At 52.1% G+C, this 14,718-nt stretch carries 15 protein-coding genes; 10 read left to right on the top strand and 5 right to left on the bottom strand.

The features are described from left to right. Positions 1–133: 133 nt before the first annotated feature. The 4 genes from GEI7105_RS0116175 to GEI7105_RS0116160 all read right to left on the bottom strand — a co-directional run bounded on the left by GEI7105_RS0116175 (position 134) and on the right by GEI7105_RS0116160 (position 2,575). Positions 134–895: a class I SAM-dependent methyltransferase gene (locus tag GEI7105_RS0116175; RefSeq protein ID WP_026097711.1), complete on the bottom strand. Its 762-nt coding sequence runs from the start codon at positions 893–895 to the stop codon at positions 134–136. Positions 896–943: 48 nt separating this feature from the next. Continuing rightward, entirely contained in the window at positions 944–2,008 is a 1,065-nt protein-coding gene (hisC, locus tag GEI7105_RS0116170) for a histidinol-phosphate transaminase (protein ID WP_017661475.1), read from the bottom strand. A 75-nt stretch (positions 2,009–2,083) separates the two neighbouring features. After that, the gene (locus tag GEI7105_RS38570; protein WP_218959074.1) at positions 2,084–2,230 is read right to left on the bottom strand and encodes a hypothetical protein; all 147 of its coding nucleotides are present in this window, start codon (positions 2,228–2,230) and stop codon (positions 2,084–2,086) included. 60 nt (positions 2,231–2,290) lie between these two features. Next, positions 2,291–2,575 carry a leucine-rich repeat domain-containing protein gene (locus GEI7105_RS0116160; protein ID WP_158413222.1) on the bottom strand — a complete coding sequence of 95 codons (285 nt, stop codon included), beginning with the start codon at positions 2,573–2,575 and terminating at the stop codon, positions 2,291–2,293. A 260-nt stretch (positions 2,576–2,835) separates the two neighbouring features. Here GEI7105_RS0116160 and GEI7105_RS0116155 point away from each other — a divergent pair, with 260 nt between their 5' ends. The 6 genes from GEI7105_RS0116155 (at position 2,836) to GEI7105_RS30890 (ending at position 9,105) form a co-directional block, all read left to right on the top strand. Next, positions 2,836–3,126: a MoaD/ThiS family protein gene (locus tag GEI7105_RS0116155; RefSeq protein ID WP_017661472.1), complete on the top strand. Its 291-nt coding sequence runs from the start codon at positions 2,836–2,838 to the stop codon at positions 3,124–3,126. A gap of 111 nt (positions 3,127–3,237) precedes the next feature. After that, on the top strand, positions 3,238–3,453 hold the full coding sequence (locus tag GEI7105_RS0116150) for a hypothetical protein (RefSeq protein WP_017661471.1): 216 nt from the start codon (positions 3,238–3,240) through the stop codon (positions 3,451–3,453). 280 nt (positions 3,454–3,733) lie between these two features. Beyond that, positions 3,734–5,038 carry a threonine synthase gene (thrC, locus tag GEI7105_RS0116145; RefSeq protein ID WP_026097709.1) on the top strand — a complete coding sequence of 435 codons (1,305 nt, stop codon included), beginning with the start codon at positions 3,734–3,736 and terminating at the stop codon, positions 5,036–5,038. Between the two features lie 46 nt (positions 5,039–5,084). After that, the gene (locus tag GEI7105_RS0116140) at positions 5,085–5,360 is read left to right on the top strand and encodes a MoaD/ThiS family protein (RefSeq protein WP_017661469.1); all 276 of its coding nucleotides are present in this window, start codon (positions 5,085–5,087) and stop codon (positions 5,358–5,360) included. A gap of 355 nt (positions 5,361–5,715) precedes the next feature. Next, the gene (locus GEI7105_RS0116135) at positions 5,716–7,929 is read left to right on the top strand and encodes a phosphoketolase family protein (protein WP_017661468.1); all 2,214 of its coding nucleotides are present in this window, start codon (positions 5,716–5,718) and stop codon (positions 7,927–7,929) included. Positions 7,930–8,643: 714 nt separating this feature from the next. Then, entirely contained in the window at positions 8,644–9,105 is a 462-nt protein-coding gene (locus tag GEI7105_RS30890) for an ATP-binding protein (RefSeq protein WP_017661466.1), read from the top strand. Between the two features lie 48 nt (positions 9,106–9,153). Here GEI7105_RS30890 and GEI7105_RS0116120 read toward each other — a convergent pair whose 3' ends face one another. Further along, positions 9,154–10,278, bottom strand: a complete 1,125-nt coding sequence (locus tag GEI7105_RS0116120; RefSeq protein WP_017661465.1) for a class I SAM-dependent methyltransferase — start codon at positions 10,276–10,278, stop codon at positions 9,154–9,156. Between the two features lie 161 nt (positions 10,279–10,439). Here GEI7105_RS0116120 and chlG point away from each other — a divergent pair, with 161 nt between their 5' ends. The 4 genes from chlG (at position 10,440) to GEI7105_RS0116095 (ending at position 14,689) form a co-directional block, all read left to right on the top strand. After that, the gene (gene chlG / locus GEI7105_RS0116115; RefSeq protein ID WP_017661464.1) at positions 10,440–11,456 is read left to right on the top strand and encodes a chlorophyll synthase ChlG; all 1,017 of its coding nucleotides are present in this window, start codon (positions 10,440–10,442) and stop codon (positions 11,454–11,456) included. 10 nt (positions 11,457–11,466) lie between these two features. Continuing rightward, positions 11,467–13,701, top strand: coding sequence for a transglycosylase domain-containing protein (locus GEI7105_RS30885; RefSeq protein ID WP_017661463.1), 2,235 nt, complete (start codon positions 11,467–11,469; stop codon positions 13,699–13,701). A gap of 73 nt (positions 13,702–13,774) precedes the next feature. Further along, positions 13,775–13,996 carry a photosystem II assembly protein Psb35 gene (gene psb35, locus GEI7105_RS0116105; RefSeq protein WP_017661462.1) on the top strand — a complete coding sequence of 74 codons (222 nt, stop codon included), beginning with the start codon at positions 13,775–13,777 and terminating at the stop codon, positions 13,994–13,996. Between the two features lie 123 nt (positions 13,997–14,119). Continuing rightward, positions 14,120–14,689 carry a biotin transporter BioY gene (locus tag GEI7105_RS0116095; RefSeq protein ID WP_017661460.1) on the top strand — a complete coding sequence of 190 codons (570 nt, stop codon included), beginning with the start codon at positions 14,120–14,122 and terminating at the stop codon, positions 14,687–14,689. Positions 14,690–14,718: the final 29 nt, after the last annotated feature.

Here is a 14,718-nt window from a genome sequence, read left to right as displayed (position 1 = left end):
TGAATCCTTGCCACGAAAGGATTATGACCGATCGGCATCATTTGGAGGCGGTTCGCTCGATTTTTCTGTTGGCTTCGGGTTTCCGCCCCCTTAAGAGTAAGATACAGGAGAAACTACTATTTTTAGACGAACATCAAATCGCCTGCAAAAGCCAAGTTACCCCAGTCATGTCGCGTTCTAATTCATCGCATTCAGCCTGTTGGCTCTGAATATAACTTTCAAATAAATCAGATTTGTCTGGATGCTTTTGTTTGAGTTCGTTGGCTCTTTTTACAATATAAGATTGTTGTTTTTGATTCGTATTAGCTAATTCACAATCATCTAAAACAATCTCATCAATTCGTTTGACTCCAGATTCTCGAAAAATTTCAAGCCATCGTTCTTTTGTCGGATAATCTTCATTATTTTCGACTTCAAAAAACCCTTCGTCAATAAGAATGTATCCCGATTGTTTTATAGTTTTTTTGAGCTTTAATAAAGTTGTGTTCCAATTGCCAAGTACATCTCCCACCGAACTAAAAACAACTAAATCGTAATTTCTTTCCTGTTGGATCGATCGATTAATATCTTCTATTTTAAATTTACACAAATGTTCTACACGATACTCTTTCGCTTTGTTTCGAGAAAATTCAATAAATTCAGGAATCATATCGATTCCCTTAACCTGACATCCAAACGTCCGAGCCAAAGAGATACTGACCGCGCCTTTCCCACAGCCTAAGTCGAGAATTTGGGTATTTTTAGAAACATCTATATGTCTTGAAGCAAGGGATATGACATCTTTGGGTATCGAACCGAGTTCCCATAAATCCTGTAGTAAATAAGGAAGGTATGGGATAAGTTTTGTGGATCGAGCAGTTAGTGATTTTGCAAGTTTTTCTTCTACTAAAGACATAGAATCTTGTATCCTTTGAATTGAAAATTAGAGAGAAGACGATCGGTGCTAATGGACGAGCAGTGTATCCATCGCCGCTATCAAAGCCTGATTCTGTTCTGGCATCCCTACGGTAATCCGTAAATAATCGGAAATGCGATCGGGTTGGCTGAAGTGACGAACGATTATCCCTCGATCGCGTAGACCTTGCGCCAGGCGGCTACCCCGATGCTGGGGATGGCGGGTAAACAGAAAATTTGCGGCCGAGGGTAAGGTTTGAAACCCCCGTTTGGCGAACTGTTGGTTCAGCCAGTCACGCTGACTGACGATGAGTTGGCGACCCTTTTCAAACCAGTCGCGATCGCCGAACGCCGCAGTCCCCGCAACAACAGCGAGACGGTCTAACGGGTAAGAGTTGAAACTGTCTTTAACCCGGTTGAGTCCGTCGATCAGTTCCTCTGGCCCCACCGCCAAACCAATTCGCAACCCCGCCAGAGATCGGGATTTAGACAGCGTTTGAGTTACCAGCAGGTTCGGGTAACGGTCTACGAGCGCGATCGCTGTCTCGCCGCCAAAATCGATATAGGCTTCGTCGATCGCCACCACAGACTCGGTATTGTACTGTAACAGCCGTTCGATCTCGCTCAGCGACAACAACCGACCTGTGGGAGCGTTAGGGTTGGGGAAGATAATCCCCCCGTTGGGACGGAAGTAATCGTCCACGACGATCGAGAGGGAATCGTCCAGCGGTACGGTCTCGTAGTCGATTTGGTACAGACCGCAATAAACTTTGTAAAAGCTATAGGTAATGTCTGGAAATAGCAGCGGTTCGTCCTGTTGGAACATCCCCACGAACAGGTGCGCTAACACTTCGTCGGAACCGTTACCCACAAAAACGCGATCGCGCGGTACGTTGTAGTAATCGGCGATCGCCTGCTTGAGCTGAGTACTGTTGGGGTCTGGGTACAAGCGCAGTCGCTCGTCCGCCTCGGCGCGAATGGCGTCGATGACAGCAGGGGACGGACCGAGCGGATGTTCGTTAGTGTTTAATTTAATGAGATTGGCAATTTTGGGTTGTTCGCCCGGTACGTAAGGCTGTAGCTGGCGAACGACGTCACTCCAATATTTGCTCATTACGGATCTGTGAAATGCGAGAGGCTGAGTACTCAAGCGTAGCGGATTTTGGGTTTCATTTGAGATGGACGGCGGTTAACTCTCTGTATTTTCCTCGGCGGAGATCGTCCGTTCGATCGCCTCTTCCCACCCGACAGGCGGTTCAAAGGAGAGTTGGTGACGAAGGTGTTGTCCGGACACGGCCAGCGGTACCGTTAAATCGAGAGTCGAGATCGCCTTCACGGATCGTATCGCAGAAACCAAAACCGCCTGTTGGAGCGATCCAACGCGATCTGATAACCGTCAGAACCGACAAACTGATTTGGGTCGAACCGGACAAGTGCGATCGACCCGTGGATTTCCACTGAGATTGAGTTCCGTGAGATGCTCCAGACTCGCCAAGGCGGAAATATCCTGGATTCGATCGTTCGCGAGATCGAGCCGTCTTAAGTTTTTGAGATTGGCTAACGGTTCTACATTTACAATTTGATTTCCGCTCAAATACAGTTCTTGTAACCGAGAGAGATTCGCCAACGGCTCTATCTTTTTGATTTGATTGGATCTGAGTTTGAGGATTGTCAAGTTCACGAGATTCGCCAAAGGTGTAATATCTTCGGGTCTCCTGAGATTACGGTGTAATCTCAGGAGACCCTAAATTTATCTTGACAACATCAGCTCAAATCGTGCGATCGCTCCAATCTTACGCCAATTTTTAAAATAGTGACAAAGTGCGCGGCGGATTAGGACGAATAAGAAGAAATTTTTCAACATCAAACTGATGCAGTCGAATGCAAGCGAAGCCAACGGTAGAGGGCGATCGGGCGACATTCACTTTACAATAAACTGCGATGACTGGCGTTCTAGATACCCTTACCACGATGACATCTCGTTCCCTCACAATTACCGTTAAGTTATTTGCAGCGTACCAGGAAGCTTACGGCGTTCCTGAAGTGACGTGGAACTTCCCCGTAGGAACCCCCGTATCTGCGGTTCTCGATCGCTGTACGAACGATTATCCCGAACTCCAGAAATGGCGCGAACTTACGCGGTTTGGAGTCAACCTTCAGTTCGTTACTCCAGAGACGCCGCTGCGAGACGGTGACGAAGTGGTGCTGATTCCTCCCGTGAGCGGAGGTTAACATCGGTAAGAAATCTGTAACACTTGCAACAATTTTTGTGACGATAGTTTGAAATTTCTTAGACGATCGCGGTACGATCGAGCAGAAAGCTTATAGAAAAAGTCAATAATTATGAACGCTCGAGAACTCGCCCGCGAACGAATGACCCGCGATCGCCACCAGGAGGAAAACCGTCACGATGCGATGTTAGAACGGGCAGAAGAAGAATTCGAGAACCCGAACAAGACTGACCCGGACGCTCGCAAACAACTAACAGAGGAACGACACCACGACCGACACCTGCACGACTCGATGCGCGAACGGGCAGAAGAGGAAATGCAAGGATAGTTAAGAAAGAAGTCTCGGGCGATCGATATATAAAACTTTACGTTCGCTAGACATCGACGATCGCGGACGCCTTTGTCAGATCCAACGCGCGATCGCCCCTGACCCCAGACTCTCTAAATCCTCACCAACTCTAGACTATAGCCCGCGATCGCCCTCTCTCATGAGGGCGATTTTTTGGAAAAATTTTAATTCCGACAAAAAAAGTCGGGATTTGTTGACGCCTCTTGACCCACATGTTACGATTGCTCACCAAGTTGAGTTAAAAAAGGATACAAACACCATGACGCAAGCGATCGAGCGCCTCAAAAAAACTGGCACAGCCGCCTTTACTCACCTGCAATGTAAAGAATGCGGCGCTGAATACGAAGCCACCGCCCAACACGTCTGCGAATTGTGTTTCGGTCCGTTAGAGGTCAAATACGACTACGACGTACTGCGCCGTACCGTCACCCGCGAAACCATCGAAGCCGGTCCCCATTCCATCTGGCGCTATCGTCCCTTCCTCCCCGTCACCACCGACACGCCCATCGACGTAGGAACTGGCATGACGCCGCTTGTCGAAGCCCGTCGTTTGGCGCGTCACCTGGGACTGAAAAAGCTTTACATCAAAAACGATGCCGTCAATATGCCCACCCTCAGCTTCAAAGACCGGGTGGTGTCTGTTGCCCTAACCCGCGCCCGCGAGTTGGGATTCTCCACGGTGTCCTGCGCCAGTACCGGAAACCTCGCCAATTCCACCGCTGCGATCGCCGCCCATGCCGGCCTCGACTGCTGCGTGTTCATCCCCGCCGACTTAGAAGCCGGTAAAGTGTTGGGAACCCTGATTTACAACCCGACGCTGATGGCGGTGAAAGGGAATTACGACCAAGTCAACCGTCTGTGTTCGGAAGTGGCGAACACCCACGGATGGGGCTTCGTCAACATCAACCTGCGTCCGTATTACTCTGAAGGATCTAAAACCCTAGGGTTTGAAGTCGTCGAACAACTGGGGTGGAAACTGCCCGATCGCATCGTGGCACCCTTGGCGTCCGGTTCCCTGTTCGGCAAAATTTACAAAGGCTTCCGCGAATTCGTCGAAGTGGGCTTAGTCGAAGACAAGCACGTTTCCTTCAGCGGCGCCCAAGCCGAAGGTTGCTCGCCCATTGCCCAAGCCTATAAAGAGGGTCGGGATTTCATTTCCCCCGTCAAACCCAACACCATCGCCAAATCGATCGCGATCGGCAACCCCGCAGATGGCGTCTACGCCCTCGACATCGCCCGCAACACCAACGGTTCCATCGAATCGGTCAACGACACGGAAATCGTCGAAGGCATGAAACTGCTGGCGGAAACCGAAGGCATCTTCACCGAAACCGCCGGAGGCACCACCATCGCCACCCTGAAGAAACTCGTCGAAGCCGGACAAATCGACCCTGACGAAGTAACCGTGGCGTACATCACTGGAAACGGTCTCAAAACCCAAGAAGCCGTACAGGGTTACATCGGCGAACCGCTGACGATCGAACCGAAACTCGACTCTTTCGAGCGGGCGTTAGAGCGCTCTCACACCCTCAACCGCCTCGAATGGCAACAAGTTCTCGTTTAATTTGTTCCCGTTGACCGAGTCCCGATTTCCAGAAAGCCAAACACTTATGTCCGTTAAAGTTCTCATTCCCACGCCCCTGCAAAAGTTCACCAGCGATCGCGCCACCCTTGAATGCGAGGCGAAGACAGTGGCGGAACTCATCGACGCTTTAGAAGAGTCTTGTCCTGGGATTAAAGCGCGTTTGTGTGACGATGCGGGAAAACCGCGCCGCTTCCTCAATTTTTATGTCAATAGCGAAGATATTCGCTTTCTCGACAATACAGAAACCTCTCTCAACGATGGTGACGAGGTGAGTATCGTCCCGGCTGTCGCTGGGGGGTAAAAGCGATCGAGCCAAGTCGCTCGAAATCTCCTACCAAGATTCGTCGCAGCGCTCCAACCATAGCCAATAGGCTTGGTTGGTGGTGAAGCGACAACTCAACTTAATGCGTCATGTTTGAAGAGGTACGTTTTGCGTGCCTCTTTTTTCGGTTTCTAGGCGGCGTCGAGAAGTTGACTGACATATTCATACTCCATCCTTTTCCAATAAGCTGGGTTTCAAGGCGTCTTCACCACAGAGACACAGAGGACACAGAGCCGATCGATGACTTAAGAAACTTAAATGTTGTTAAAGTCCCCGTTAAATGTAAAATATCCCTTAAGATCGTTCAAATATAGAAGAGGATAAGCATTTCGCTATGACCGCAGCGACCCCCGCCGCCCCCAGCACAATTCCTTCTTTTTGTCAAGGTATTCAATTTTTCGCCGAATCCCTCCCCGGATGGAACGAATACGGCAAAGAACCGGCCATCAAAGCCGGGGAAAAACTCATTTCCTCCACCAGCGACAAAGCCGCCGTCTATCAAACCCTGCTGGCGGCCGACGCCCTGCGCTATCTCACCTTACAAGTGACCTCGAGCAAAGCCTCCGGCCACCCCGGCGGATTTGCCAGCATCGCCGACACCATCGCCGCGCTCGTGATGTTGGGTCACAAAAACATCATCACCGAAGTCGGTCACCACGCCCCCGGATTTTACAGCAACGTCTTCCTCGATCGCTCCCTCGAAGACATGGGCATCGAAACCGTCCAACAACTGCGCGATCGCTTCCGCGAAACCGGCGGACTCCTCGGTCACCTCTCCGGCCAAATCCCAGGACTCCTCAACCCCGCCGGCCCCCTCGGACAAGGGCAACATTTCGCGATGGCCGGCGCCAAACTCAACCCCGGCGTCCTCTTCCCCGTCACCATCGGCGACGGCGGCATCGGCGAACCCTACGTCATGAGTAGCTTCGGTCACTTCAACACCGCTTATCCCAACGTCACCAACTTCCTGCCCATCCTCGTCTGGAACGGTTACAGCCAAGAACACCACAGCATGGTGTCCACCAAAACCAACGACGAAACGATCGAATACTGGGCGGGGAACGGCTTCCAAGAAATTATCCTCGTCGATGCCAAAGACTATGACGATTCCAACCAAACCAGCGATTACGTCGATAGCACCCTCTTCTCCCTCGAAGGGCGCATGGCGTTTACCCAAGCCGTTCTCGAAGCCGTGGACGAAGCGGCCAAATCTGCCCTCAACGGAACCCTGACGGTTCTGATTATCAAACAACTCAAAGGGGCGGGAGTTCACAAACGGGGCGCACAATCCCACAACCTTTACCCCGGCGACACCGCCGAAAAAGACTACATCGCCAACGCCATGAAAGCTCGCGCGTTGACTCCCGAAGCGTGGCAACTGGTTCGCAACAACTACGAACGCGCCGCAGGCGGAACCGCCTCGAAAGTGGTTCTCACCGAATCCGAACGAGACTTACCGGATTTGGGCGAATTGCCCCTCGATGAGTTTCCCGTCGGTGGGGATAAAAAAGTCGCCACGACAGCGATGGGCGAACTGGTGGTTCACGTGGGCAAAAAAGACCCCCACTTCCTCGTCACCAACGCCGACGGAAACGCCGCCTCGGGCATCAACAACATTAACATCGGCCTCAAAATCGTCCATCCCACGACCGACGAAACCTATCACCAACAACCGGACGGACAGGTTTACGAACCCCTCAGCGAAGACGCCTGTGCTGGACTCGCCGCAGGGTTGGCGTTGTTCGGTTCGCGGACGCTGTGGTGTTCTTACGAATCCTTTGCTATCAACGGTTTACCGATTTGGCAAACGGTGACGCAAGCGATGGCGGAATTGCGCCGCACCACGCCTTCGACGATTACGCTGTTTACGGCGGGAGCGTTAGAACAAGGGCGCAACGGTTGGACGCACCAACGGCCGGAAATTGAGAACTATTTCGCCGCGATGATGCGAAATGGTAATGTTTTTCCGCTGTTCCCCTGCGATGCCAACGGCATTCAGGTGTGTTACGACTGGGCGGTTTCAACGAAGAATAAAGGGATTACAATTACCGCGAGTAAAACGCCGTTACCGGTGCGATCGACCTTCGAGCAAACTCGTCAAGGTTTGGAAAAAGGTGCGTTTGTATTGGACGAACGAGCGGGAGACAAAACCGTGGTGTTTGCGGTTCTCGGCGACATGATTTTACTGCCGGTGTACGAAGCGATCGAGCAGTTGAACGCCCAAGGGATTGGCAGCAAAATCGTTTCCGTGACGAGTCCCCGTCGCCTATATCGTCCGTCTGATGTGGCGTGGGATACTTGCACGGAAGCCGACGGCGGTTTCCTCGACGATGCGGGGTTTGCCGAACTGTTTGGCGGCGATGCGTTGATTGCTGTGACGGGCGGTTCGAGCGCTATGTTGGAACCGGTGATGTTGCGGAGTAACGCGCCTCGCGATGTGGTGTCGTGGAAGCGTGGAGAAACGGCGTCGAGTGCGGCGGCGGTGATGAAGTTGAACGGTATTACGGCGGAGAATTTGGTGAAGCGATCGACCGAGTTGTTGGGTTAGGTTTCCCTAGGCGATCGTCATAAAAAGCGGGAAAACTTTCTATAAAGATTTCCTGTATAAGCCAGATCCCCGGCATCTTGGAGATGCCGGGGATCTAGACTCCGATGCCAGAGATCTGGACAGATGGAGTAGTTTTCCCGAATCATTTCACAGTTGGATTGACGGAGTACTCCTCCAAAGAGAAAAATTGACTCACGGTCAAGAGATCTGACCATTTTGGATCGCGGGAACAAGGTTTCCCCTTGGCTGTATTTTTGTAACTATTTAGATTGCTTGCATAAAATCACAAAATATCAATATTCTTAAGAAGAACATAATAGGCTCGATCGCCAGAATTCCAAAAAATACTATGAACGCTCAATTGATGATTCAGCCATCTGCGTTTGTCGAGGCGGGTATACAACTCCAACCCGTCCGCAATCTGTATTTGTTTAAATTTAAATTTACAGACGAACTTCAAGAAAGGCTTGAAACCTTAAGTCAGGAACCAAAATAACATACATTAACGGAAGATGAAAAGGATGCATTTCAAAAATGTAAATTCATTGGATACAAGCTTTCGTAATCGATCGGGTGTTGGGTTTCACGGAAATCCGCACAACCGGGTGCATCCCAGTTTTGCAAGTGTTAGGCGTAAAAGGGGTGCATCTCAGTTTTGCAAAAACATGAGAATTGGAGGCTGAAATCCTTATTCTCTCGTATAGATTTACATTTTTGAGATGCACCCTAAGATACAAAGAAGCTCGCGATCGATATGCCAATCAAGAAGTCAGCTACTTATTACAACGACTCGAAACTTATCCCGGACTCGCCATTTTAACCACCAACCTCAAAGACTCGATCGATTCAGCCTTTCAGCGGCGGGTTCGATTTTCTGTAGACTTTCCCTTTCCGAATCCAGAACAACGCCAGCAGATGTGGAAGCGAGCGTTTCCTCCACAAACCTCGACTCAAGGATTAAATTACAAACGGCTTTCTAATTTGAGCGTTTCGGGAGGAAATATTGTTAACATTGCCTTGGATGCTGCCTTTCGAGCCGCCGCCGAGGGGGAAGCGGTGCAGATGAAACACTTACTAGAAGCTGCGATTTCCGATGCCCGACGTATGGAACGGAAGATGACTTATGAAGAAACTCAAGGTTGGGTAAAATCGACTCGGTCTTCTGCTCCCCTGTAGAGTTTTCTGGGCCGTCAGCCAAATCGTATCAGATCGATCGACAAAGGTTTAAGTCTCAGACGTTCCGACCGAAGATCGATCGATAACCAGAGACACACAAGTTTCCAGACTGGCCTCGGTTTTAATCGCCTGAGAATCCAGATGAGTTCGTCCGGTTCGATAGCCGAAATGTCGCAACCCACGAATCAACTTATCCCGTGGCGGGATGTCGCCGTTCGATCGCTTCCCGAGAATTCCTAACTTATAAAAATACGGCGGTAACTCCGCTTCTTCTTCCATAATTTCCAACAGCTTCACTCGCTTCGTCCATCCCCAAGACTCGGCGAGCGATCGCATCCTTTTTAAATACGCCGTATCGTGCAACGCCCCCAACCACATCGGGCCGCTGACGACCCAAGGCGTTCCATCCTGGGGACAAGGGGAAACGCGCCCGAAATCGTTCCAAGACAAAGTACGATATTCGCCGCAACTGTGACAGTAGCCCAAAAACCCGTAATTCTGCGAGTTCAAACGCTGGCGTTTCACCAGGCGCAACATCACCCGATATACGGAACCAGAAAACAGCGAAAACACCGGTTCGACCCCCAACCCTTTCGTCGCCGCTTGCTGCTGGGCTGCACCGATAATCAGCCGTAAACCTTGTTCGTGGGCGCTGGGGTGGGCGCGAGTTCGGGCGGCGTACACTCGCAAACTTTGGTCTCCGGCGTGGCCGGTGGCGGTGCGTCCGTCGGTGCTGGTAAGGTACACGAATCCCCCCAGTCGCGTCGCCCAAAGGCTGGTATTGAGAAATGGAACCGGAGCGCCAAAACTATCGACATCGACGAGATCGTAATAGTCCCGACGGGCGTAACAGTCGAAAAAGACGCGATTGGCGTCGCTGTGGGTGAGTTGAACTCGTCCGGCGTCGAACAGCGGTTTGAGGTTGTGGCGCAATACGGCTTTGATGTCGGGGTTTCCTTCGTTGGCCCAAATCCAATCGGCTTCGGCTTCTAAGTAGTAGCGAAGCGATCGCACCCCACATCCGGCCATGCTATCGAGAACGCGCAACGACCCGCGATCGCTCTTTTCCAACCGCGCCGCCAACACCGCTAAATCTCGCCCCACTTGACTCGTTTGGCGGTAAAACGCCTCGCCGATCTCGAATCTGGCTTTTCCTTCTCGATGTTGGCTCAAGGGATATTTTTTTGAATAAATACAATCCTTTATTATAACCCATATTTTTATACTTGGCAAAAATCCCCTAGATTTGTTTAAACTCGAGGGGCGATCGCCTGCATAATGTATTGAAACAATGCTTGCAACCTTAACAACATTCACGATCGCAAACAGTTCGTATGTCTAACCCACCCACGCCACAGTCACCGACCGAAAACGCGCCCGAGAACGCGCCCCAACCGGAAGCACGAGGCGCGAAAGCCCGTCAGCTTTTGGGGATGAAAGGCGCAGAAGCAGGAGAACAGAACATCTGGAAAATTCGCCTGCAACTGATGAAGCCCATCACCTGGATTCCCCTCATTTGGGGCGTCGTCTGCGGTGCGGCGTCCTCGGGATCGTACACCTGGACGCTCGAAAACGTTCTCATGGCGGCGGCTTGTATGCTGCTGTCCGGGCCGTTGATGACGGGCTACACCCAAACCCTCAACGACTTCTACGATCGCGAAATCGACGCCATCAACGAACCCTATCGCCCCATTCCCTCCGGTGCGATTTCCGTTCCCCAGGTGGTGACGCAAATCCTGGTGTTACTCGTCGCAGGATTCGCCCTCGCCTACGGCCTCGATGTCTGGGCAGAAAACGAATTTCCCACCATTACCACCGTCGCCGTTGTCGGGGCGTTTTTAGCCTATATTTACTCCGCGCCGCCACTGAAACTCAAACAAAACGGCTGGTTGGGGAACTACGCCCTCGGTGCCAGTTACATCACCTTACCCTGGTGTGCCGGTCATGCCCTGTTTGGCGAACTCAACATCACCATCGTCGTGTTGACCATGTTCTACAGCCTAGCGGGATTGGGCATTGCCATCGTCAACGACTTTAAAAGCGTCGAAGGCGATCGCCAACTGGGGCTGAAATCCCTGCCCGTGATGTTCGGAATCATGCCCGCCGCCTGGATTTGCGTCCTGTCGATCGACATTTTCCAAACCGGAATCGCAGCGTATCTCGTCAGCATTCACCAAAACGCCTACGCCGTTCTATTAATGCTGCTGGTGATTCCTCAAATTACATTCCAAGATATGTATTTCATGCGAAATCCCCTCGAAAACGACGTAAAATACCAAGCCAGTGCCCAACCCTTCCTCGTCTTGGGAATGTTGGTGACGGGACTCGCCATCGGACACGCCGGACTCTAACGAAAATCTCATGCTCGAGAAAACGTTCCCCTCTCCTCCCCCGCCTTCGTCTCGTTCCAAAATCGGATGGTGGATTTTCGGCGCGATCGCGCTGAGTCTCGTGGGGGTTGCAGGGGGAACGGTATATTGGGGACGGCAAAAACTCGAAGCGATCGATCGCAGTCTCCAAGGACTCGATCCCGACGCCGTTTCCACCTTCGCCCGTCGCGGTACGATGACGATTCTCGCCGCCGACGGGTCGATTTTGCAGCAAACCGGCCCCATCACCCACGACGAACTACAAATCGAATACGCCCCGAAACGCTTAATTCAAGCGATTCTCGCCGCAGAAGACCGCCGATTTTACGAACACGACGGCATCGATTATAAAGCGATCGCCCGCGCCGCCAGAGCCAACCTACGGGCGCGAAACTGGGTCGAAGGGGGCAGTACCATCACCCAACAACTGGCGCGGATGGTCTTTCTCACCCAAGATATTACCCTCGATCGCAAACTCCGAGAAGCACGACTGGCGCAGCGCATTGAAGAACGCTTTACCAAAGCCGAAATCCTCGAAAAATACCTCAACCTCGTCTATCTCGGGGCGGGGGCTTACGGCGTCGCCGATGCCGCTTGGGTGTATTTCACCAAATCCGTTAACGAACTCACCCTTTCCGAAATTGCCTTGATTGCCGGACTTCCCGCCGCCCCCAGCGATTTTTCGCCCCTCAACTCCCCTCAACTGGCGAAACAGCGACGGGATGAAGTATTAGCAGACATGGCAGAAGCTGGATATATCAGCGCAGCGCAAGCGAGATCGGCCACGCGCGAACCCCTGGTTCTCGATCCCAGTCTGCCGAAGCGGTTACAACTGCGGATGCCCTATTTTACGACGTTCGTAAGGCAGGAACTCCCCAAATACCTGACGGACGAACAAATCGAAAAAGGAGGGTTAATCGTCGAAACGACCCTCGATCCCCAATGGCAGGAACTCGCCCAAACCGTCGTCAGAGACGCCGTGGCGACGAAGGGGGCGATGGAGGGGTTTGGCGAAGCAGCGTTAGCGGCGATCGATCCTCGCAACGGCGAAATTAAAGCCTTAATCGGCGGAACGGATTTTGAAGTCAGTCAGTTTAACCGGGCTTCCCAAGCCTTGCGACAGCCAGGATCGACGTTTAAAGGCATTATTTACTCCGCAGCGATCGCGGCGGGATTTTCCCCTTACGATGTTTACAAAGATACGCCGTTCGTCATCGACGGCTACCAACCCAAGAACTTCGGCGGCGGTTATTCCGGGGCGATGCCACTACACGACGCCCTAGCACAGTCGGTTAACGTGATTGCTGTAAAATTGCTGGCTGACGTGGGATTCGAACCGACGCTAAAAGTCGCCAAAGCGATGGGCATCGAATCGAAGTTAGGAGAAGTCTATCCTTTAGCGTTGGGAGCGTTCGAGGTGACGTTACTCGAAATGACGAACGCTTACGGAACCCTCGCCAACAAAGGCAAACACTATCCGGCGACGGGAATTCGCCGCATCGTCAATACCGAAGGCGAGGTGTTGTACGACGCCAAAACCCAAGCCAAACCGAACCAAGCCGTCGATCCCGACAGTGCCGCCATCGTCACTTGGATGTTACAGCAAGTGGTGAGTTCGGGCACCGGACGACCGGCCAAATTGAGCGATCGCCCCGTGGCGGGAAAAACCGGAACCTCCGACGCCGCGCGGGATTTGTGGTTTATCGGCTATATTCCCCAGTTAGCGGTGGGGGTGTGGCTGGGGAACGACAACAACGCCCCCACCTTTGGCAGCAGCAGCACCGCCGCCGCCGTTTGGCACGAGTTCGTCTCGCAAATCGCCTCTCAGTTTCCCGCTGAAGCCTTTCCCGAATTGCCCAACTTGCAAACGCGGGCGATCGAATTAGAGGCGAAACCCGACGAACGCAACGGCGATCGCGACGCCTCTCAAACCTCTTCCGACGAGGGCGGTTGGTTAAATCCAGAGACGCCGGGGCAAGCCGGGGACAGCGTTCGGGTCAAAACCCCCGATCCGTCCTTAGAGTACGGGACGCCAGAATATTTCGAGCGTCATTACGATTTATCGAAACCGGAATTCAACGAACCCACGAAACCCGAACCGTTCCGAAACACACCGCCGACGCCCACGATTCCCCCAGAAAAACTGATTTCTCCGTCGGAGTCCGAACCGCCACCCGAGGCGATAGATGGAGAGGCGATCGCTCCTCAGCGCGATCCCGACCGTTAAATCAAAGCACAAAACTTGATAAAATATGCAAGTTTAACATCCACGCGAACAAATCGGTGAATTTGAGGGATTTATGTTAGAAAACCTATTGATGGAAGCGGCCGTAAAATCCGAATCGGGCTTTCCTTTGGCATTTACATTAGTGTATGTTGTCGGATTCATCGCGGCTGTCGTGGGCGGCTCGATCGCCTGGTATAACTCCAAACGTCCTGCGGGTTGGGAAGGGTCAGAACGGCCGAATATCGTTCCGAAAATTAACACCGATGCGTCTGACGATAGCGACAAAGACGCTTAATTCCCCAACTGAGAACGTCGAGTTAAAGAACAACGTTCTCGAAGACGAACCGTTCGAGACCCATATCCACTGGTACAATATCGAGCGGTTCGCCATTTCAAACAGGTTTCGAGGGCGCGACTCTTGAGCAAACCCATCGAACTACTTTGGGCGTTTATCGGGTTGTTCCTCACCATTCTCGGTACGATGGTCGAGGCTTCCGTTGCCAACCCGTTGGGAAGTTTGACCCAAGACACGACTCAAACGGTTTCCCTGGGCGTGACGTATCAAATCGGTGCCGTATTGCTAGTCGGCTGTCTCGGCGGTAAAAATGCTGGGGCGCTTTCGCAAATTGCCTACGTCACCCTCGGATTGACCCCTTGGTTTCCCGTTTTCGCCCAAGGGGGCGGATTGGGGTATTTGAGCGAACCGTCTTTCGGCTATCTCCTCGGCTTTATTCCGGGGGCTTGGGCGTGCGGGTGGTTGGCATTTCAAAAACCCTGTCGCGTGGAGTTTTTGGGAATCAGTTGTTTGGCGGGGTTGGCTACGGTGCATCTCGTGGGGTTGTTGTATGCAGCCCTGTTGCAGCCGTCGTTTTCCCAATGGTGGGCGTCGGCGAACCTATATTCTTGGCAACCGTTACCGGGACAGTTCGCCATCGCCTGCGCGGTCACGGTGTTGTCGTACCTGTTTCGATTGTTGCTATTTTATTAACGTTTTACTGAAAAGTGAGAGAGGCCGAT

Origin of the sequence: Baaleninema simplex PCC 7105, assembly GCF_000332355.1 — a bacterium.
GTDB lineage: Bacteria > Cyanobacteriota > Cyanobacteriia > Cyanobacteriales > Geitlerinemataceae > Baaleninema > Baaleninema simplex.
This window is presented reverse-complemented; position numbering and strand designations above follow the sequence as displayed.